The organism is Mesorhizobium sp. BE184 (genome assembly GCF_031457045.1).
Lineage (GTDB): Bacteria > Pseudomonadota > Alphaproteobacteria > Rhizobiales > Rhizobiaceae > Mesorhizobium.
The window spans coordinates 713,285-733,292 of the sequence record NZ_JAVDVU010000003.1 but is presented as its reverse complement, the minus strand read 5'-3'; the positions used below and the strand labels follow the sequence as shown (position 1 = coordinate 733,292).

Below are 20,008 nucleotides of genomic sequence, written 5' to 3'. Positions count from 1 at the left end.
CGGACGGCGGCGTGCGTTGGCCGATCAGCGACACGATTTGCGTGAATTCCTGCAGGCAAATCTCCACAATTCACACCTTTTCAGCGCAAACGTCTAAATTTTTATACGGCTTAAAAAAATCTTGCTGCCATATCTCGATTGACACATAGTGACTCGATGAAGCGAGCTCTTGCCTATTTCTTCGTCGTTCTGGTTTCCATTGCCGCGATTATCGTAGTCCTGCGCGTCGGCGCTACAATGTTGCCGCCTGAGCCAAATGCGCCTGTTGGCATTGCCACGACCACATCTCTGTGGGACGCCCTGCATCAGGCGATCGGGGTTAATCTCGGCACCCCTCTGGCGCATCTTTTCGTCCAGTTGCTGGTGATCATCGTAGCGGTCCAGTTTTTTGGACGCGTATTTACGCAACTCGGCTTTCCGTCTGTCATCGGCGAGATGATGGCCGGTGTTTTCCTCGGACCATCGCTTTTCGGCCTCCTCGCGCCCGGCGCTTTCGCATTCGTGTTTCCACCGCAGTCCCTGCCTACGCTGCAAATGTTAGCCCAGATCGGCGTCTGTCTCTTCATGTTCGTGATCGGCATGGAGGTGAACATGACCCATCTGCGCAGCAAGGCAAGCTCCGCCGTGGCGGTTAGCCATGCAAGCATCGTCGTCCCGTTCCTGATGGGCGTGACACTTGCGATCTTCCTTTACGCCGAGACGGCAGGACCGAAGGCCACTTTTACCAGCTACGCGTTGTTCATGGGCATATCCATGAGCATTACCGCGTTTCCCGTGCTGGCGCGCATTCTCCAGGACCGCGGGATAACCAACACACCACTGGGCAGCCTGGCGCTGACCTGCGCTGCCGTCGACGACGTCAGCGCATGGACGATCATGGCGTTCGTGGTAGCCATTTCCAGCGCCGGCGGTCTCGGCGGGGTCGTGATGACTATCGTGCTGGTCGGCATCTTCGTCGTCATCATGATTTTCGGCGTTCGCCATTTGCTGCCACGCCTCATCGACAAGCAGGAACTCTCGGGAGGAGAGGTGTCGCACGGCACATTGGCCCTGGTTCTATGGGTTATTGTCGCCTCTGCTTTCTTTACCGAGAGCATCGGCATCCACGCGCTGTTCGGGGCCTTCCTTGCCGGCACAATAATGCCGTCCTCCGTCTCGTTTCGAAAGCATGTCAATCATCGCCTTGAGAAGTTCAGCTCGGTTCTGCTGCTGCCGCTTTTCTTCGTGTTCACCGGCCTGAGGACCAGGGTCGACCTGCTCAACGACTGGTCGAGCGTGTTATGGTGCCTGGTCATCATAACCGTGGCCACGGCCGGTAAACTCGGCGCCAGCACGATCGCTGCGAAACTGACGGGAAATGGCTGGCGTGAGTCCCTGCAGATCGGCGCGCTGATGAACACGCGGGGCCTTGTCGAGCTGATTGCGCTCAATATCGGCTACGACATGGGAATCCTGTCGCCACGCATCTTCACCATGCTTGTCATCATGGCGCTTACGACAACCATCATGACCGGCCCGCTCCTGACACTGTTCGGCGAAACATCCCACCGCAAATTGGGCCAGGCGCAACCGTCACGCTAAGCGGCGCGCCGAGAGGGCCGGACCGGTCTTCTTCCCGATGATGAGCCGTCCTGCCCTGTCAATGCCGGGCAAGAGAGCCTATATAGGGGAAACGGGCCGCTTCGGGCCGCCCTCTCGCCCCAAATATCAACAAAAACAAAGGAAGACCATTGCGGGTATTGGTACGTGACAACAACGTCGAACAGGCCATCAGGGTCCTGAAAAAGAAATTGCAGCGCGAAGGCGTCTTTCGGGAAATGAAGGCCCGGCGCGCTTACGAAAAACCCTCCGAGCGGCGCGGCCGCGAAAAGGCCGAGGCGGTGCGCAGAACGCGCAAGGCAGCGCGCAAGCTGGCAATTCGCGAAGGCCTCATCGCCGCGCCGATCAAGAAGCCGCGCCCGGCTTCGCCGCGCAGTGCCGCAGGCACCGGCCAGGCAAGTTGATTTTTTCAAGAATTTGACTGCTTGAAGCGCCGCCCGCCAACGGGTTGTTCCAATGGTGGACGGCGCGCCTGGGATATGTGCTCCCTCTCACAGGGCACATCTCGCTCATCTGATGACGGGGATGCCACGCGATTCCGCACGTCGCCAGGCCATGGCAGGAACCCGATCGTTTCCTTTTCCTTCCATCCCGTTTCTTCCGTCTTTCATTCCCCAGATGCCCCTCTTATATTCGCGGCTGCTCGCGACACGCGATCGCATGCCGAAGCAGGAGGGCTCCCTATGGCGACATTGCAGAATTTCGATGCCGAAATTGCCAGGACGAAGCAGGTCGTCGAGGAGATGCGCTCCAAGATCGAACAGTCTGGAACCGTGCTGGATACGCTGGCCCAGGCCGACAAGAAGATCGGCGACGCCAATTTCGATATCGAGAATGCCCGCATCGACGACGTGCTCAAGCAGCAGAAGGTGATGGAAGGCAATATCGCCGATCTCATCATCGGGCTGGAAGACGCCACCAACGTCTTCGGCGCCGAATTCGAAAGCATGAAGAACTATACGGGCTGGGAAAACTTCATTGGCATGTTTTCCAAACAGCGGCAGCAGCGCATGCGCACCGACCGCGTCCGCAACATGTCGCTTGCCGGCAATCTACAAGAACTGCTGACCAAGTCGGACACCATCGTCGGAATCCTGAAGGCGCAGAAGGACGTTCTCGATCAGCGCTACAAGACCTCGGAGGCAAGCCTTTCCCAGGTGATCGAGCGTCGCAAGACGACGATGGCCAATCTGGAAACGGTGCAGAAGCGCATCGTCGAGCTCAATCCGCTGCTGCTCGACATCGAGAACAAGATCGCCTCATCGACCAACCAGAAGGAGCGCACCCAGCTTGAGGGCGAGCGCACCAAGATGGCGACCGAGTACAACGAAAAGCAGGCCAAGGAGCAGGAGTTGCTGGCCGAAAGCCAGACGCTGGAGCGCTACACCTCCATGTTCCAGACCTTCGTGGATTCGCTCAACAACCAGATCGCCGCGCAGGCGACGCTGATCAACAAGCTGACCATCGATACCGAGCAGCGCATCGTGCTCTACAAGGCGCTGGAAGACTCGCTGAAGACGGCGGCGCAGCAGGATGTCGCCCACAAGATCAACACGCTTGGCAGCCAGGTCGACAACACGGCGGAGGAAACCATGGCCGGCATCGGCGCTGCGGCGCAGAAGCACATCGGCGACCTGCTTGAAATGCACGAGAAGAACATGGTTGCCACCGCCGACATCCAGCGCCGCAAGAAGCTGGCCGACGACGCTTTCGCCCGGCGCTTCGACGACGTGCTGAAGAAGCACAACTCCGCCAACTACGTGCAGCCGTCGTAAGCTGATGCAGGGCACGCTCGCGTGTTGCGAGGTGGGATCGCATGACCGCTGAGACCGATGCGGCCGACCGCTACTTCGCCGCCATCTCGTCCGCCTTGAGCGGACTTGAAGTGTTCATGCGCGACGACCGTTCGCCGCTCTACCGGCATGGCATCGTCGCCCGGATCGTCGCCGAATACATCGCCCGCTTGGAGACGTCCTTTTCCTGCTGGCGCAACCGTCTCGGCTTCACGGATGCGTTCCGGATTTCGCGGGCGGAATCCGGCTTTCCGGTCTTCCAGAACCTGCTCGAACTCGAAAACGACCGCCGTCAGGCGGATGCCCGACTGACCAACATCCCGCTGCCGGGCGAACTGCGGGAGGAAATGGCCGACTTCATCCTGCGCCACAAGGAGTTTCCGCGCGCGCTGCAGAAGTCGATGGCCGAACGGCTCTATCTGGAGGACGTCAAGGGCGAGCAGACTTTCGGCCCTTTCACCCTGGCGCAGACCGCCAAGGTGTCCGTCAACCCGAAGACCGGCCGGCCCTATTATCTCGTTCACTGGGCGAGCTTCGATGGCACGGCAAACCTGCCGCTGGTCTATATGGTGACGGTGGAGGATTCCAGCGAAGCCATGATCGCCCAGCTCGTCGATGGCGATACAGGTAAACTCAGGGAACACATCGACATTCCCCTGCCCGTCGATGGGCTGCTGAACCCGGAACTGGCCCACCGCTTCGACGATTTCACCGAGAAGAACTCCGCCTATTCGCTGGCGCCGATGACCATTGCCGTCAATCTCGACCGCGATTTCGAGACGCTGCACCCTAAGCAACTGCGCCGCGTGGTGCTGGGCCCGTTCTACACCGCCGGCATCACCGACAACAATTCGACGGTCACGGAAATCCTGGCCAAGGTGCGCAAGCCGGAGAATGCCTGGCTGCTGACCTGGACCATCCAGGAAGTCTATTCCAAGGGCGAAAAGCCCGGCCGGCGCGGCCTGTTCTCCAGCGAGAAAACCACGCAGGAATTCTACATCAACACCGACGACCTCGAAGCCACCCGCCAGGGCGTGTCGAGCTATGAAAACCACGCTCTGGTGCCGCACGAGGCCTACCAGGCGCTCTACGCCGCCGGCGAAGTGCAGAAGATTTTCGCGGGCTACAAGGTGCATATCCTGTCGAACGGACAGGTAATCAGCGATGTGTGAGATCAGCGAGGGCAATAGATGGACACCGGCCTGACCACCATTTCCGAAGCGGAGATCGAAAAGCATCGCGCCACCGCGCAGAGCTTCATCACCCGCGTCGTCGTGATGGAAGACCCGACGCGGGAATCCGGCACGGCGCTCGCCGGCACCAACCGCCGCTTCGTCTCCACCGTTTCCGTTGGCTCGGTCCGCCGCACCCGCGAGGTCGAACTGGCCAAGACGGTGCAGGCCGTCCATCCGGACGACCAGTTGCTGACCATTCCGCAGCACACGCTGCTCTATCGCGCCCGTCGCGGCGCGCAGATCGCGCTGGCCATCGCCGATACCTTCGCCGAAGGCACCGATCTCGAAAGCCTGCAGGCGAAGAATGCCCGCGCACCGCTTGAAGGCGACGAAGCGGCCGCGTTCAAGAAACTCCTGTCCGCTTCGGCCTATGTCGCGGCGTTTTCCTTCGCCTCCTACCTGTTCCAACTCATCGATTCCGACGGTGAGGCACCCAATGATGTCGCCGAACCGGCCTTCCTGTTCGATACGCCGCAGGACGCTGTGAAATCGCTGGTCGCCGGCCTCGACACTGCGCTCGCCGGCGCCAGGGACGACGCCGACCTGATGTTGCGGGCCCGCGCCTTCGCCCGCGTTGCCGTCGATGGCCTGCTGCAGCGCAAGGGCCGCTTCGACGGACTGGGCAGTTTCGAGAACACCCACATCCGCATCGACGCGGACGATTTCACCCTCGACGGTTTCGACGTTGCGCCGGGCAAGAAATCGAAGCCGCTGGTGATGACCTTCAAGAAGCCCGAAGAGGTCGTCGGCAACCACATCGCCAAGTACCAGTCGGTCAAGCTCGCCAAGATGCTGATGGCCTACGATTTCGACAAGCAGTTGAACCCGTTCGTGGAACTGGGCGGCTTCCTGTTCACCTTCATCGGCGACGGCGCGCCGGGTACCGGCAAGACGACGCTGATCCAGATGATCGCCGGACTGCTCGACAATTACTGCAAGGTCGCCGGCTACCAGTTCGTCTACGAGAATTTCGGCGTCGACCAGATTTCATCCTATCAGGGCAAGTCCGGTCAGAACTGCCGGCAATTCATCACCGATGTGCTCAACCCGCGCGCCATCGGTTTCGGCACCATCGACGACATCGACCAGGTGGCCGCCAAGCGTTCCGATGACCGCGCATCCGCTGGCCAGCAGGAAATCACCGGCGTGCTGATGGACGCCTTCGCCGGCGCTTCCACCGTGGTGCGCGGCAATTGCTCCTTCGGCATGTTTTCGAACTATCCCGAAAACGTCGACGATGCGCTGCGCCAGCGCGCCGGAGCGCGATGGCTGGTTGACGGGCCGCAGACGCGCGACGACTACATCGACATCTTCGTCCTGCTTGCCGGCAAGAACCACAAGATCCCGCTTGGCGAACATCAGCTCTATGCGGCGCAGGAAATCCAGCGCGCCATCGCCGAGGCTTACGAGGAGCACGAGAAGCCGCGGGAAGACGGGCTGATGAACGTCTACGACCGGTTCTTGAAGGAAAGCGGCGAGCCGAAGACGCTGGCCGATGTCGGCACCTACCTGCACATGATCAAGGAGGCGGAGCCGCGCTTCACCGGCCGCGCCATCAAGAACGTCACCGACGCCATCAAGATGCGCGCCATGGACATCGAGCTTCCCGACGAATGGTTCGAAAAGCCGGAAGCCTTCATGCACAAGAGCTACGACGAGAAGAAAGCGATGGTCGAGGAACTGCGCAGGCCGTTCTCGATGGACATGGTCATGCAGGAAATCAACCGCTACGCCGACAGCGAATTCCGCTACTCCGACAAGTCCGACGACTCCGCCGTCGAGAAGCTGCTGCGCGACGCCCGCCTGCGCGAACGCGCGGCAAGGGAAATGGCGGAATTGCAGAAGAAGGGGCTGTGGAGTTGATCTTCCTTCTCCCCGTTTACGGGGAGAAGGTGCCCGAAGGGCGGATGAGGGGCGGCGGTATGCGTGGCGGCAACGAACAGAAGGTGACGAGAGCCCGCGAACTGCGCCATGTCGAGAACGAGGCAGAAGAAAAACTTTGGCATGAGCTACGGGGTAGACGACTCAACGGGTACAAATTCGTGCGACAGCTCCGCATCGGGCCATATTTTGCTGACTTTGCCTGCAGAGAAAAGAATCTGGTCGTTGAGGTTGATGGAAGCCAGCACGCCGAGAGAAGGTCTGATGTGTATCGTGACGAAACGATGAACCGTAATGGCTGGTCTGTGCTAAGGATCTGGCACGCAGATGTGCTGAAACATCGACGGGAGGTGCTCGATACGATTCTTGCGGCACTTGACGGAAAACTGGCAGAAAAGATGATTGCGCCAGATGTCAAATTCTTACCTTCAACGATTTTGGAGGAAAGATGATGAATGTAAGTACCGCCCCTCATCCGACCTTCGGGCACCTTCTCCCCGTAAACGGGGAGAAGGAATAGTGAGCCCCGCCCACAAACCCGACCTCCTGCGCGACAACGAGCTCATCTACGGCCGCCTGCTGCCGGTGGACGAGCCGCATCTGGTCGAGCGCTACAACAAGGCGCTGGCCGCATTCGGTCTCAAGCCGACGAAGCTCAAGAGCTTCGACATCGACCGCACCGGCTTCTCGCCGCAGGTGGCGGAGGAATGCGGCGACTACGACTACCTCGACCCCAATGGCGTCAACCGCCGCTTCATCATCCTGACCCCGTCGCAGATCGACCTGCCGGTGGTCCACACCGCCTTTTCGAACACCTCCCAGTTGATGTTCGAGTTCATGACGAAGAACCAGCGCGCCATCAACGCGCTGACGATCAAGGACGTGATCTACGGCGAGATCGAGGATTCGGTCTCTGAGGTGAACGACATCGAGGATCTGCTTTCGATCAACCAGGTCGAGTTCAAGGTCCTGTCGGCCGAGGACGTGCTCGGCAAGGCCGCCGAACTCGGCAAGCTGGTAGACCGGCTGAAGCAGGAGCCGGACGCCTGGCGCAACGACGCCATGCTCAATCGCATGGTCGAGCTTGCCAAGGTCTGCGGCGATATCCGCGAAAACGCTCTCGTGCCGGATCAGGTCATCTTCCGCCACAACGCCTTCTGGACCAGCCACTTCGGCGGGCTCTACGTTTTCATCGATCCCGACGTCACCACCGTCATCAGCGACCCCTCAGCGCCGGGTTTTCGCCGCTCACGGCCATGGCAGGTGAGCTATCTGTCAATTCGCGACGCCGAAAGCGTCTTCAAATTTCTCGCCAGTACCGGCAGGATCGAACTGCCGCGCGCCTCCTGGGTCGAAACGTCCGGATATCTCGAGCATCGCGCCGAGATGGTCATACGCGACCTGATCCGGAAATCGGAACCGGACCGCAACCTGACCGAGGTCGACAAGGTCTGGCTGCAGACCTGGATCCACGGTCATGCCGAGTTGATCAACAAGGACGGCGCCTTCCCCTTCCTCAATGCCGCCAAGCGCGAGATCAAGCAGTTCGGTCAGATCAGGATCGACGAGGTGTTCCCGCAGCAGCGTTTTCTGCTGGTGCGCGCCCGTCCCGACCACCCGGATGCCTGGCTCACCAACCGGCTGATTTCCGATTTCGTTCCCTCGGACTTCATCTCCCGCTATGTCTTCAACAAGCAGGGTTTTTATCGGGACTACGAAGGCTACAGCGAAGCCTGGCGATCGCATGTTGTGGACATGCTGAAAACCACATATCTCAAGGACAAGATTGCGCTGCGGTCCCGCCTGTATGGCCTGACCGACTGAACGAGGGGATGACACGGCCATGCTCGATCCGATCGTGAATTTCTTCACCCGGATTTTCCAATGGATCGGCCGCGGCATCGGCCTCGTCATTGGCGTCATCCTGTGGCCATTCCTATGGGCTGGTCGCTGGTACACGCAACGCGGCTGGATCTTGAAGGCGGTGGTCGGCGTGGCGCTGCTGCTGCTGGTCGGCTTCTATATCCGCTTCTTCTACATGACGCAGGTCTGGAACGGCTTCGATCCCAACTATGTCGAGAGCTACCAGTTCGAAAACCGCAACGTCTCCGCCGGCGAGCAGGTGGCCGCCGGCGCGGGAACGGATACGGCAAGGACCTGCGGCCGCTCGGCCATCGCCCAGGTGACCGCCGACCTGACCGATCTCAACGTCAACCAGAACGCCTGGATATCCTCTACCCTGCTCTACAAGCTCGGCCTGTTCGGCATCGACTGGGACCACACGCCGTTCATGGACAACAAGGCCTCGTTCCAGCGCGGCATCAATCAGGCGGTGCGCCGCACCTCGACCGAACTGGCCGACAATATGGGCCGCGTGCGCACCACCTCGCAGATCGACGGCGACCTGCAGGACGCACGCGGCAATCTGCAGTTCGACGAGGAAACCTGGTATTTCGGCCTGCGCCCGTTCGGACCGAAGACCCCAACGCCGAGCTACTACCGCTCGGCGGTGACGAAGCTGCGCGCCTTCAACAGCCGGCTGGAAACCTGCCAGGCGGTGTTCGACGCCCGCGCCGACAACCTCAAGCAATATGTCGATCGCATCGCTTCCGACATCGGCTCGACTTCGGCCATCCTGAAGGATCGCGCCGAGAACTACGACTACGGCTTCTTCGACCCGCGCGCCGACGACCGCTTCTGGTTCGCCTATGGCCAGCTCTATGCCTATTACGGGCTGATGAAGGCCGCGCAGGCCGATTTCGAGGAGGTCATCAAGCAGAAGAATTTGAAGAGCCTGTGGGACACGATGGACGACCAGTTCGTCTCGGCGCTGCGCATCCAGCCGTGGCTGATCGCCAACAGCTCGGAGACCGGCATCTTCGCCACGCACCTGACGACGATGGGCTTCTATGTGCTCCGGGTCCGCTCCAATATGGTCGAAATCTCGAACGTGCTGGCGCAGTAGACAGACGTAGCCACTCCGGCGCCCCTGTCGCTTTTCGCGTATTGCGCGGCTGTTTTGGGACGGCGGAAGCGGCGTCTGTCGCGCTTCTATGCGCCTCGCTCAGGCATCGAAGCAATGGGAGTGCGGCATGGCTGAATTCAAGTCCGATATCGAGATTGCGCGCGCGGCGAAGAAGAAGCCGATCCAGGAGATCGGCGCCAGGATCGGCATTCCGTCCGAGCATCTGCTGCCTTATGGCCACGACAAGGCGAAGGTCTCGGCCGATTTCATCAAGTCGGTGAAGAGCAAGAAGGACGGCAAGCTCATCCTCGTCACCGCCATCAACCCGACCCCCGCCGGTGAAGGCAAGACCACCACCACTGTGGGTCTCGGCGACGGACTGAACCGGATCGGCAAGAAGGCAATCGTTTGTATCCGCGAGGCCTCGCTCGGGCCGAACTTCGGCGTCAAGGGCGGCGCTGCCGGCGGCGGCTACGCCCAGGTCGTGCCGATGGAGGACATGAACCTCCATTTCACCGGCGATTTCCACGCCATCACCACCGCGCACAATCTGCTCTCGGCATTGATCGACAACCACATCTACTGGGGCAACGACCTCGGCATCGACACCCGCCGCGTCGTCTGGCGTCGCGTCATGGACATGAACGACCGCGCGCTGCGCGAGATTATCTGTTCGCTCGGCGGCGTCGCCAACGGCTACCCGCGCGAGGCCGGCTTCGACATCACAGTCGCCTCGGAAGTGATGGCGATCCTGTGTCTTTCCACCGACCTGAAGGACCTGGAAAAGCGCCTCGGCGACATCATCGTCGCCTACCGCCGCGACAAGAGCCCGGTCTACGCCCGCGACCTCAAGGCCGATGGCGCGATGGCTGTCCTGTTGAAGGACGCCATGCAGCCGAACCTGGTGCAGACGCTGGAGAACAACCCCGCCTTCGTGCATGGCGGCCCGTTCGCCAACATCGCGCATGGCTGCAATTCAGTGGTCGCCACCACGACGGCGCTCAAGCTTGCCGACTACGTCGTCACCGAAGCCGGTTTCGGCGCCGACCTCGGGGCCGAAAAATTCTTCGACATCAAATGCCGCAAGGCCGGCTTGAAACCGGCCGCCGCCGTTGTCGTCGCCACTGTCCGCGCCATGAAGATGAATGGCGGCGTCAAGAAGGAAGACCTCGGCGGCGAGAATATCGAGGCGGTGAAGAAGGGTTGCCTCAACCTTGGCCGCCACATCGAGAACGTCAAGCAGTTCGGCGTGCCCGCCGTCGTCGCCATCAACCATTTCACCACCGATACGGATGCCGAGATAGCGGCCATGAAGGCCTTCGTCGAAGCGCAGGGCGCCGAGGCGGTCCTGTGCAAGCACTGGGCGCAAGGGTCGGCCGGCATCGAGGAACTGGCGAGGAAAGTGGTCGAAATGGCCGAGAGCGGAACCTCGCAATTCTCGCCGCTCTATCCCGACGACATGAAGCTGTTCGACAAGGTCAACACCATCGTCAAGCGCATCTATCGCGGCGACGAGGCGATTGCCGACAAGTCGGTGCGCGACCAGCTCCACGCATGGGAGCAGGCCGGTTACGGCCATCTGCCGGTGTGCATGGCCAAGACGCAGTATTCGTTCTCGACCGATCCCAACCTGCGCGGCGCGCCGACCGGTCACACCGTGCCGGTGCGCGAGGTGCGTCTCGCCGCCGGCGCTGGCTTCGTCGTCATCATCTGCGGCGAGGTGATGACCATGCCCGGATTGCCGAAGACGCCCTCCTCGGAAAAGATATTCCTCAACGAGCAGGGCCAGATCGAGGGATTGTTCTAAGGCTCCACCCCTTCAGGCTTTTCCACTTTGGTCATGGCAACGCCCCGCTCGCATGCTCATGCCCGTTGCATCCGCGTGCCGCCCTTTCGCGGCTGGCACCTGTTCAAAGCACTGTGCTGTGATAGCCTGCCCCCGGCAGCCTTTGCTGTCCGATCTTGAGGGGGATCAACATGCTTTATCTGCTTGCACTTCTGATCGGCGTCATCGCCGGCCTGCGGGCGATGACCGCGCCCGCTGCTGTCGCCTGGGGCGCCTGGCTTGGCTGGCTGCCGATTGCCGGCACCTGGGCGAGCTTCATGGGTCATTGGGCGACGGTTGGCATTTTCACAGTCCTTGCCCTCGCCGAACTCGTGACTGACCAGCTCCCTTCGACGCCGAGCCGCAAGGTGCCGCAGCAGTTCGTTGCGCGCATCCTTCTTGGCGCCCTCTGCGGCGCAGTCATTGGCGCGGCTGGCGGCTTGACGCTGGGCGGACTGGCGAGCGGCGTCGTTGGCGCCATCATCGGCACGCTGGGCGGCGCTGAAATTCGCGGCCGGCTTGCAGCAGCGTTCGGACGGGATTTGCCCGCCGCGCTTGTCGAGGATGCCGTCGCCGTCTTCGGCGCGCTGCTGATTGTCGCGGCCGTCGCATGACGGCGCGAAAGTTCGACGCCATCGTCATCGGTTGCGGCCAGGCCGGCCCGCCGCTGGCGGGACGGCTCAGCGCCGCCGGCATGAAGGTGGCGCTGATCGAGCGCAAGCTGGTCGGCGGCACCTGCGTCAACACCGGCTGCATGCCGACCAAGACGATGGTCGCCAGCGCCTATGCCGCCCACCTCGCCCGCCGCGCCGCTGAATACGGAGTGACGCTTTCCGGCCCGGTCGGCGTCGACATGAGGGCGGTGAAGGCGCGCAAGGACAAGGTATCCAACGACGCCCGCGCCGGCCTGGAAGGCTGGATCGCCGGCATGACGGGCTGCACGCTGTTTCGCGGCCATGCCCGCTTCGAGAACGCGAACACGGTCCGGGTCGGCGACGATCTTCTGACCGCTGAAAAGATTTTCATCAATGTCGGTGGCCGCGCATCCGTGCCGGACCTGCCGGGCGTCCAGGACATCGACTATCTGACCAATTCCTCGATGATGGACCTCGACGTGCTGCCGCGCCATCTCGTCGTCGTCGGCGGCAGCTACATTTCGCTCGAATTCGCGCAGATGTTCCGCCGCTTCGGCTCGGAGGTGACCGTCATCGAAAAATCCCCTCGCCTGATCGGCCGCGAGGACGAGGATGTATCCGCCGCAATCCTCTCCATCCTCGAAAACGAAGGGATAAAAATTCATCTCGGCGCGGATGACATACGCTTCGCCAAAGAGGGCGACGGCATCGCCGTGACGTTTTCCGCCGGTGAGTCGCCGGCTGTCGGTTCGCATGTGCTGCTGGCGCTTGGGCGCGTGCCCAACACCGAGGATCTCGGACTGGAAAAAGCCGGTGTCGAAACCGACAAGCGGGGTTTCATAGCCGTCGATGACGAACTGCGCACCAGTTTGCCCGGCATCTGGGCGCTGGGCGATTGCAACGGCAAGGGCGCCTTCACCCACACCTCCTACAACGACTACGAGATCGTCGCCGCCAACCTGCTGGATGGCGGCACGCGCAGGGTGAGCGACCGCATCGAAGCCTACGCGCTCTATATCGACCCGCCGCTTGGACGCTGCGGCATGACCGAGACGGCGGCGCGCAAATCCGGCCGCAACGTGCTGGTCGGCCAGCGGCCTATGACCCGCGTCGGCCGGGCTGTCGAAAAGGGCGAGACGCAGGGGTTCATGAAGATACTGGCCGATGCCGACACAAGCGAGATTCTCGGCTGCTCCGTTCTTGGTCCCGGAGGCGACGAGGCCGTGCACTGCGTGCTCGACCTGATGTACGCCAGGGCGCCGGTGACGACGCTGCGGCGCGCCGTGCACATCCATCCTAACGTGGCTGAACTTCTGCCGACGATCGCACAGGAAATGAAGCCGCTGGCCTGACGGGTGGTTGCCCGGGCTGCCTGTCAGCCTTCGTGCAAATCCGGTTGCGCGGCATCGCAATCGTCGCTAAAGGTTTCGCCATGAACATGCTTTCGATCAAGACCGTTTGGTGGTGGGCCAGCGAGTAGCGGCCCCTCGAAACGCGTGTGCGTAGAAATCAGAGAGTGGCCGCAGGAGAAGTCCGGCGGCCTTTTGTTTTCCAGAAGTGCCCCAGCCTCCGAGCGGCGAACAAGGAGATGGCAATGACGGTGGAAATTCTGGAGAACGGAGCCGAACGCTTCGTCACGGCGGGTGGCATTTCCATCACGCGCGAGCGCCACGACAAACCCTATGACGGCGCCATCGAAGCTTATATCGACGGCCTTAACGCGCGCCGCGGCGCGGTGTTCTCCTCCAATTACGAATACCCAGGCCGCTACACGCGTTGGGATACCGCCATCATCGATCCGCCTCTTGTCATCTCGGCGCGCGGCCGCGCCATGCGCATCGAGGCTCTGAACCAGCGCGGCGAAGCCATGCTGCCGGCCATCGCCCGCATGCTGCTGGCCGTCGATGAGGTGACGCTCACCCAGACGACCAGGCGCCGTCTGGCGCTGACGGTCGCCGAACCGGGGCGCGTCTTCACCGAGGAAGAGCGCTCGCGCGTTCCCTCGGTTTTCACCGTGCTTCGCGCCATCACCGCGCTGTTCAAGACGAGCGACGACGCCAACATCGGCCTTTACGGCGCTTTCGGCTACGACCTTGCCTTTCAGTTCGATCCGGTCGACCACAAACTCGAGCGCAGCCAGAGCCAGCGCGACCTGGTCCTGTACCTGCCCGACGAGATCCTTGTCGTCGATCACTATTCGGCCAAGGCCTGGACCGATCGTTACGACTTTTCCGGCGACGGCTTTTCCACCGAGGGCCTGCCGCGTGAAACCGAGGCTGAGCCATTCAAGCCTGCCGACCGCATCCCGCCGCGGGGCGACCACGAACCCGGCGAATACGCCAAGATCGTCGAAAAGGCCAAGGAGAGCTTCAAGCGCGGCGACCTCTTCGAGGTCGTGCCCGGCCAGATGTTCTATGAACGCTGCGAGACGGCGCCGTCCGAGATTTCGCGCAAGCTGAAGTCCATAAACCCCTCGCCCTACTCCTTCTTCATCAACCTTGGCGAAGGCGAATTCCTCGTCGGCGCATCGCCGGAGATGTTCGTGCGGGTCAACGGCCGCCGCGTCGAGACGTGCCCGATTTCCGGCACCATCAAGCGCGGTGACGACGCCATTTCCGACTCCGAGCAGATCCTCAAGCTGCTCAATTCCAAGAAGGACGAGTCCGAACTCACCATGTGCTCGGACGTCGACCGCAATGACAAGTCGCGCGTTTGCGAGCCGGGCTCCGTTCGCGTCATCGGCCGCCGCCAGATCGAGATGTATTCGCGGCTGATCCATACCGTCGATCACATCGAAGGCCGGCTGCGCGAAGGCATGGATGCGTTCGACGCGTTCCTGTCCCATGCCTGGGCCGTCACCGTCACCGGCGCGCCGAAGCTGTGGGCCATGCGCTTCATCGAGCAGAACGAGAAATCGCCGCGCGCCTGGTATGGCGGCGCCATCGGCATGGTCAATTTCAACGGCGACCTGAACACCGGGCTGACGCTTCGGACCATCCGCATCAAGGACGGTATCGCCGAAGTGCGCGCCGGCGCGACGCTGCTGTTCGATTCCGTGCCCGAGGAAGAGGAAGCCGAAACCGAACTGAAGGCATCCGCCATGCTCTCCGCCATCCGCGACGCCAAGACCGGAAACTCCGCCGCCGTCGAACGCGCTACCGCCCGCGTCGGCGAGGGCGTGAACATCCTGCTGGTCGACCACGAGGACAGTTTCGTCCACACGCTGGCGAATTATTTCCGCCAGACCGGCGCCAATGTCTCGACCGTGCGCTCGCCGGTCCCGGAAGAGACATTCGACCGCCTGAAGCCGGACCTCGTCGTGCTTTCGCCGGGACCGGGTACGCCCAAGGATTTCGACTGCGCCGCCACCATCAAGAATGCGCGGCAGCGCGACCTGCCGATCTTTGGCGTCTGTCTCGGTCTGCAGGCGCTGGCGGAAGCTTATGGCGGCGAGTTGCGCCAGTTGCACGTGCCGATGCATGGCAAGCCTTCGCGCATCCGCGTCTCCAAGCCCGGCGTGATCTTCTCCGGCCTGCCGAAGGAAGTAACGGTTGGCCGCTATCATTCGATCTTCGCCGACCCGGTGCGGCTGCCCGACGACTTCATCGTCACGGCCGAAACGGAAGATGGCGTCATCATGGCCTTCGAACATCGCAAGGAGCCCATTGCCGCCGTGCAATTCCATCCGGAATCGATCATGACGCTTGGCCACAACGCCGGCATGCGGATCATCGAAAACATCGTTGCGCATCTGCCGCGCAAGGCGAAGGACAAGGCGGCTTAGCGAGGCTGTGGCAACTACGATCCAACCGAAAATTTCGACCTCGAAGCGCCGTGTTACAACGCTCGCGCTGTGGACCATCTTTATCGCGTTCGCGGTGCTCGGCCTGAAGGCGGTTGCCTGGATGATGACCGGGTCGGTCGCTCTCTATTCCGACGCGCTGGAATCGACCGTCAACGTCATCGCCGCCTTTGCCGCCTTCTGGGCGATCCGCGTCAGCCACAAGCCGGCCGACGACGACCACCCCTTCGGTCACCACAAGGCGGAATACTTCTCCGCTGTGCTGGAAGGCGTGCTGATCGTGCTGGCCGCGCTGCTGATCATCGCGGAAGTCTGGCGCTCCTGGCAGGCTCCTGTTCCGATCGAACAGCCTTGGCAGGGACTCGCCGTCAACGGCGTCGCCTCGCTCATCAATGCCGCATGGGCGTTCACCCTGATCCGCGCCGGCCGCGCGGAAAAATCGCCAGCCCTCGTCGCCGACGGCAAGCACATCATGACCGACGTCGTGACCTCGGTCGGCGTCATTATCGGCCTGGTCGGGGCCGTGTTGACAGGATGGCAGATACTCGATCCGCTGCTGGCGGTTCTGGTGGCGCTGAACATCCTCTGGCAGGGCTGGCATGTCATCGGGTCGTCCATGAACGGCCTGATGGACCGCGCCGTGGACATCCACGAGCACGTCCGCATCCGAGACATCATCTCCGCCAATTGCAAGGGTGCGATGGAGGTCCACGACCTCAAGACGCGCATTGCCGGGCGCGCCACCTTCATCGAGTTTCACATGGTGGTGGATGCCGACATGACGGTGGGCGAAAGCCACGTCATCTGCGACCGGATCGAAGACGCGCTGAGGGCGGAAATCCCCTCCGTGCGCGTCACCATCCATGTCGAGCCCGACGACGAGGCGAAGCTGCCAAAAGGCACCACCGCTGTCCCGTTTGCCTGAGGACTAGTTCAGGCTCAACTCTGGATCACGGTGCGCAGGCGGATTGCGGCATCGGTTCGAGCCGGTAGACCGCATCGTCGGATGCGGTCTTGCCTTCCGCCGCTGCCGAGCAAAGATCGACGATCGGCAGGCTGCTGTTCGGATTGGCCAGCATCATCGTGCCGTTCGCGCCGCGGCGCAGGAATATCTCCTTCTGAGAAATATCGCAGGAGGAGCCACCCTTGCCGCCCGTGGCCGAGCAGCGCCACTGGTCGCCCTCACCCTGACAGGAATAGGTCTGCGTGGCCTTGGCCGCATTCTGCTTGGTCGTGACCGTGACGGACACGTCGGCATCGTTCGGCCAATATTGCGGATCGCCGGACGACGCAAAGGAAGCAAGTTCCGTCTGCCCGCGGAAAACGCGGATGGTCTGCGTCATCTGGTCGGCATGCGACTTCATGTGGGCGTCGTCATAATCGCGGCCGTAGCAGAAAGGCTGGTCAGGCTTCAGCCTTTCGCGCAGCGGCTCCCCCAACGACGGATCGACGGGGTCTATCCTGGCGAATTCCGCCACACAGCTCTGCGCCGGCATCCGCTCCAGCCTGAAACCGTTGTCATCGCTTCCAAGCGCCCGTTTCTCATACTCGGCGGCGCCAAGCTCATCTTCAGCGCCGATATCCAGGTAGAGATCGCGTGAAAGATCGTTGACGATGATGTGGTCCTTGCCGTCGAGCTTGAGCGAGGCCATGGTCCGATCGCATTCCATGCCGCAGCGGACCTCGCCGTCGCTGTTTTCGGCAAAGCTGCCGCACCAGCCACTAACCCACTCCGGCTTTGCCGAACCGCGAACCGTCGTCGTCATGAAGCCGTTGTAACCTGCATCGGCATCGCTGTTCACAGGCTCTTCGTTCGGCCGGCTGACCGGGTCCTTGCCGGAATAAAAGAAAATGCGCGCCACCTTCTGGTCCGGGTGGGATTGCAGGTGCGACTGGCTGTAGACGCGGCCGTAGCAAGCCTCGGCATCGGCTGGCTTACCGCTCTCCTGCGCCGACGCCATGCCGGCGACAGCCGCCAAGCCGAGTCCCAAAGTAATGACTTTGAAAAGTGCCATACGCCCTCTCCCGCACGGGACCTGCCTGTATGGAATTTATGCTAAGAATGCCGAATGCGCCACGTCAATTGGCGATGACCCGAAACAGGAGGGAGCGGTGCTGCGTCGAGACATGTTTCGTGGACTTTTTGCCGGAGGAAGCGCGCTGTTGGGTCTGGGCGCTGCGCGGGCGGCGACCGCGCCAGCGAGGCAGAAAGTAGCCTACCATCTCAACGAGGTCGCCAAGGTCGGTTTCGTACTGGGCAATATCAAGAACCACTATGAGGGCACTGGCGGCAATGTCGACATTGTGCTCGTCGTGCACGGACCGGCGCTGTCGGCGTTCAGGCGCAACGGCGCTTCAGCCGCCATTTCCAGCCGTTTCGCCGGGCTGAGGAAGCAGGGGCTTGCCGTTCAGGCCTGCGCCAAAACCATGAATGGCATGTCGCTCGGCCTGCCGGATCTTTTCGAGGGTTTCGCCAGCGCCGAGGCCGGCGGCGTGGTGCGGCTGGCCGAATTGCAGGCGCAGGGCTACGCCTATCTCCGGCCCTAGGCGCATTCGCGACTTGAACAGCGCGCCTGGAACGGCCAAGTTTGTCGTCAGGCGGCGGGACCGGCAGAGGAGGTTTTGAATGTACGGCCTGATCGGAAAGATGCGGGCGCTGCCCGGCAAACGCGACGAGCTGATCGACCTTCTGCTGGATACCACCGGCGCGCTGCCGGGTTGCCTGAGCTATCTCATCGCGCGCGACCCCGCCGATACGACGGCCATCTGGGTCACCGAGGTCTGGACCGATCGGGAAAGCCACAAGGCGTCGCTGTCCATGCCGCAAGTACAGGAGGCGATCACCCGGGCGCGGCCGATGATCGCCGGTTTCGAGTTCCAGATCGAAACCGAACCGGTCGGAGGCTTCGGCCTGCCCGCTGCCTAGTAGGCACGCCGTCTGGCACACAAAAAACGACGACATATCGGTTTTTTCGTCCGGCAGGGTTCGCTTTTTACCGCTTCGGGTCTAACAGGCGGCGATGGATAGTATGCCGGAACCGTCCCGCGTCGAGCCATTGGCCCGTCTTGCGCCCGCAATTCAATGGCTTTTGATCCTTGTCGTCTCGCTGCTTTTCTCCGGCGCGCTGGAATTCGCTGAACTTCCCGCCGCCTTGCTGCTCGGTCCCATGTTCGCGGCTATCGTCGCCGGCACCAATGGCGCCACCGTCCGCGTTCCACGTTTTGCCTTCGCCGCGGCTCAGTCCGTGGTCGGCTGCCTGATCGCGAGTTCCATATCTCCCGGCATTTTTTCCGTTTTCTATGCCGACTGGCCGCTTTTCGCGGCTACCGTCTTCGCCACCATCGCCGCATCGAGCCTTCTCGGCTGGCTGATCAGTCGCTGGCGCATTCTGCCCGGCACGACCGCCGTATGGGGGTCGGCGCCCGGCGCCGCCACCGCCATGGTGCTGATGGCCGGCGCCTTCGGGGCCGACCAGCGCCTTGTCGCCTTCATGCAATATCTGCGTGTCATCTTCGTCTCCATGGCGGCGGCCCTCATCGCCCGCATGTGGGTCGACACCACCGGCGTCGAACCGCCCGCCATTGTCTGGTTTCCGCCCCTCGATCTGCCCGTATTTGCCGGCACCCTTGCCATCATCGCGGGCGGCGGCGTCGCCGGCCACCTGCTCCGGCTCCCCTCGCCCTATCTGCTCGGCACGATGATCCTGGGCACTGCGCTCCATCTCGGCGCCGGCGTGCCTTTTCAGTTGCCGCAATGGCTGCTCGCCCTCAGCTATGCGCTGGTCGGCTGGTCGATCGGCCTGAACTTCACCCGAGCGATCCTGCTGCACGCCGCCCGCGCCCTCCCACAGGTCGTCGGCTCGATCCTCGCCCTCATCGCCTTCTGCGGCGGCATGGCTTGGCTGATCAGCCATCTGCTCGGCATCGATCCGCTGACTGCCTATCTGGCGACCAGTCCGGGCGGCATGGATTCCATCGCCATCATCGCCGCCGCATCGCAGAACGTCGACATCTCCTTCATCATGGCGCTGCAGACAGTGCGCTTCATGATCGTGCTGCTGCTCGGCCCCAGCCTGGCCAAGCTGGTTGCGCGGGCTGTCAAGGAATGAAGCTGCGGCGAAGAGCTTGAAGCGCGAGGCCCGGCAAGACGGACTTGCCACGTCTCGGCACCTCCTGTAAGAAAGCCGCCATGAAAATGCGCCCGTCCTCGACCGCACATACTGCGTCCGGCATTGCCGGCGAGACGTTGCGCGCGCTTGCCTCGACCCTTCTT

The 20,008-nt window shown here is 62.1% G+C and carries 17 protein-coding genes; 16 read left to right on the top strand and 1 reads right to left on the bottom strand.

The annotated features are described in order from the left end of the window. Nucleotides 1-156: 156 nt before the first annotated feature. From J2X35_RS17330 to J2X35_RS17270, 13 genes are all read left to right on the top strand, one after another. Nucleotides 157-1,581, top strand: coding sequence for a cation:proton antiporter (locus tag J2X35_RS17330; protein ID WP_056111119.1), 1,425 nt, complete (start codon nucleotides 157-159; stop codon nucleotides 1,579-1,581). Between the two features lie 149 nt (nucleotides 1,582-1,730). Beyond that, on the top strand, nucleotides 1,731-2,003 hold the full coding sequence (rpsU, locus tag J2X35_RS17325; protein ID WP_310188439.1) for a 30S ribosomal protein S21: 273 nt from the start codon (nucleotides 1,731-1,733) through the stop codon (nucleotides 2,001-2,003). A gap of 279 nt (nucleotides 2,004-2,282) precedes the next feature. After that, nucleotides 2,283-3,374, top strand: a complete 1,092-nt coding sequence (locus J2X35_RS17320) for a hypothetical protein (RefSeq protein ID WP_056111123.1) — start codon at nucleotides 2,283-2,285, stop codon at nucleotides 3,372-3,374. Between the two features lie 41 nt (nucleotides 3,375-3,415). Continuing rightward, nucleotides 3,416-4,564: a hypothetical protein gene (locus J2X35_RS17315; RefSeq protein ID WP_310188437.1), complete on the top strand. Its 1,149-nt coding sequence runs from the start codon at nucleotides 3,416-3,418 to the stop codon at nucleotides 4,562-4,564. 18 nt (nucleotides 4,565-4,582) lie between these two features. After that, the gene (locus J2X35_RS17310) at nucleotides 4,583-6,490 is read left to right on the top strand and encodes an ATP-binding protein (protein ID WP_310188435.1); all 1,908 of its coding nucleotides are present in this window, start codon (nucleotides 4,583-4,585) and stop codon (nucleotides 6,488-6,490) included. A 59-nt stretch (nucleotides 6,491-6,549) separates the two neighbouring features. Next, entirely contained in the window at nucleotides 6,550-6,960 is a 411-nt protein-coding gene (locus tag J2X35_RS17305; protein WP_310188733.1) for a DUF559 domain-containing protein, read from the top strand. Between the two features lie 64 nt (nucleotides 6,961-7,024). Next, entirely contained in the window at nucleotides 7,025-8,332 is a 1,308-nt protein-coding gene (locus J2X35_RS17300) for a DUF6638 family protein (RefSeq protein ID WP_310188731.1), read from the top strand. A 19-nt stretch (nucleotides 8,333-8,351) separates the two neighbouring features. Continuing rightward, nucleotides 8,352-9,473 (top strand): DUF2333 family protein, encoded by a 1,122-nt coding sequence (locus J2X35_RS17295; RefSeq protein WP_056111131.1) that lies wholly within the window; start codon nucleotides 8,352-8,354, stop codon nucleotides 9,471-9,473. 127 nt (nucleotides 9,474-9,600) lie between these two features. Continuing rightward, nucleotides 9,601-11,280 carry a formate--tetrahydrofolate ligase gene (locus J2X35_RS17290; RefSeq protein ID WP_056115840.1) on the top strand — a complete coding sequence of 560 codons (1,680 nt, stop codon included), beginning with the start codon at nucleotides 9,601-9,603 and terminating at the stop codon, nucleotides 11,278-11,280. A 170-nt stretch (nucleotides 11,281-11,450) separates the two neighbouring features. Next, nucleotides 11,451-11,912 carry a DUF4126 domain-containing protein gene (locus J2X35_RS17285; protein ID WP_310188431.1) on the top strand — a complete coding sequence of 154 codons (462 nt, stop codon included), beginning with the start codon at nucleotides 11,451-11,453 and terminating at the stop codon, nucleotides 11,910-11,912. Further along, nucleotides 11,909-13,285, top strand: a complete 1,377-nt coding sequence (locus J2X35_RS17280; RefSeq protein WP_310188428.1) for an FAD-containing oxidoreductase — start codon at nucleotides 11,909-11,911, stop codon at nucleotides 13,283-13,285. The genes J2X35_RS17285 and J2X35_RS17280 overlap by 4 nt, the downstream gene beginning before the upstream one ends. A gap of 242 nt (nucleotides 13,286-13,527) precedes the next feature. Continuing rightward, nucleotides 13,528-15,717 carry an anthranilate synthase gene (locus tag J2X35_RS17275; protein WP_310188426.1) on the top strand — a complete coding sequence of 730 codons (2,190 nt, stop codon included), beginning with the start codon at nucleotides 13,528-13,530 and terminating at the stop codon, nucleotides 15,715-15,717. A gap of 31 nt (nucleotides 15,718-15,748) precedes the next feature. Next, nucleotides 15,749-16,660 (top strand): cation diffusion facilitator family transporter, encoded by a 912-nt coding sequence (locus J2X35_RS17270; protein ID WP_310188728.1) that lies wholly within the window; start codon nucleotides 15,749-15,751, stop codon nucleotides 16,658-16,660. Between the two features lie 25 nt (nucleotides 16,661-16,685). On the opposite strand, the gene J2X35_RS17265 is transcribed toward J2X35_RS17270, so the two are convergent. Then, the gene (locus J2X35_RS17265) at nucleotides 16,686-17,750 is read right to left on the bottom strand and encodes a hypothetical protein (protein WP_310188425.1); all 1,065 of its coding nucleotides are present in this window, start codon (nucleotides 17,748-17,750) and stop codon (nucleotides 16,686-16,688) included. 97 nt (nucleotides 17,751-17,847) lie between these two features. Between J2X35_RS17265 and J2X35_RS17260 the strand changes: the two genes are divergently transcribed. From J2X35_RS17260 to J2X35_RS17250, 3 genes are all read left to right on the top strand, one after another. Next, nucleotides 17,848-18,282, top strand: coding sequence for a DsrE family protein (locus J2X35_RS17260; RefSeq protein ID WP_310188423.1), 435 nt, complete (start codon nucleotides 17,848-17,850; stop codon nucleotides 18,280-18,282). Between the two features lie 79 nt (nucleotides 18,283-18,361). Next, nucleotides 18,362-18,661, top strand: coding sequence for a putative quinol monooxygenase (locus J2X35_RS17255; protein ID WP_310188422.1), 300 nt, complete (start codon nucleotides 18,362-18,364; stop codon nucleotides 18,659-18,661). Between the two features lie 94 nt (nucleotides 18,662-18,755). Beyond that, a complete protein-coding gene (locus J2X35_RS17250; RefSeq protein WP_310188420.1) occupies nucleotides 18,756-19,844 on the top strand; it encodes an AbrB family transcriptional regulator in 1,089 nt (362 codons plus the stop codon). Nucleotides 19,845-20,008: the final 164 nt, after the last annotated feature.

Excerpts from the sequence above, each read along its gene's own strand:
- J2X35_RS17330 (WP_056111119.1), top strand. The coding sequence starts at position 157 with ATGAAGCGAGCTCTTGCCTATTTCTTCGTCGTTCTGGTTTCCATTGCC.
- J2X35_RS17320 (WP_056111123.1), top strand. The coding sequence starts at position 2,283 with ATGGCGACATTGCAGAATTTCGATGCCGAAATTGCCAGGACGAAGCAG.
- J2X35_RS17315 (WP_310188437.1), top strand. The coding sequence starts at position 3,416 with ATGACCGCTGAGACCGATGCGGCCGACCGCTACTTCGCCGCCATCTCG.
- J2X35_RS17310 (WP_310188435.1), top strand. The coding sequence starts at position 4,583 with ATGGACACCGGCCTGACCACCATTTCCGAAGCGGAGATCGAAAAGCAT.
- J2X35_RS17305 (WP_310188733.1), top strand. The coding sequence starts at position 6,550 with ATGCGTGGCGGCAACGAACAGAAGGTGACGAGAGCCCGCGAACTGCGC.
- J2X35_RS17295 (WP_056111131.1), top strand. The coding sequence starts at position 8,352 with ATGCTCGATCCGATCGTGAATTTCTTCACCCGGATTTTCCAATGGATC.
- J2X35_RS17290 (WP_056115840.1), top strand. The coding sequence starts at position 9,601 with ATGGCTGAATTCAAGTCCGATATCGAGATTGCGCGCGCGGCGAAGAAG.
- J2X35_RS17285 (WP_310188431.1), top strand. The coding sequence starts at position 11,451 with ATGCTTTATCTGCTTGCACTTCTGATCGGCGTCATCGCCGGCCTGCGG.
- J2X35_RS17280 (WP_310188428.1), top strand. The coding sequence starts at position 11,909 with ATGACGGCGCGAAAGTTCGACGCCATCGTCATCGGTTGCGGCCAGGCC.
- J2X35_RS17275 (WP_310188426.1), top strand. The coding sequence starts at position 13,528 with ATGACGGTGGAAATTCTGGAGAACGGAGCCGAACGCTTCGTCACGGCG.
- J2X35_RS17265 (WP_310188425.1), bottom strand. The coding sequence starts at position 17,750 with ATGGCACTTTTCAAAGTCATTACTTTGGGACTCGGCTTGGCGGCTGTC.
- J2X35_RS17255 (WP_310188422.1), top strand. The coding sequence starts at position 18,362 with ATGTACGGCCTGATCGGAAAGATGCGGGCGCTGCCCGGCAAACGCGAC.
- J2X35_RS17250 (WP_310188420.1), top strand. The coding sequence starts at position 18,756 with ATGGATAGTATGCCGGAACCGTCCCGCGTCGAGCCATTGGCCCGTCTT.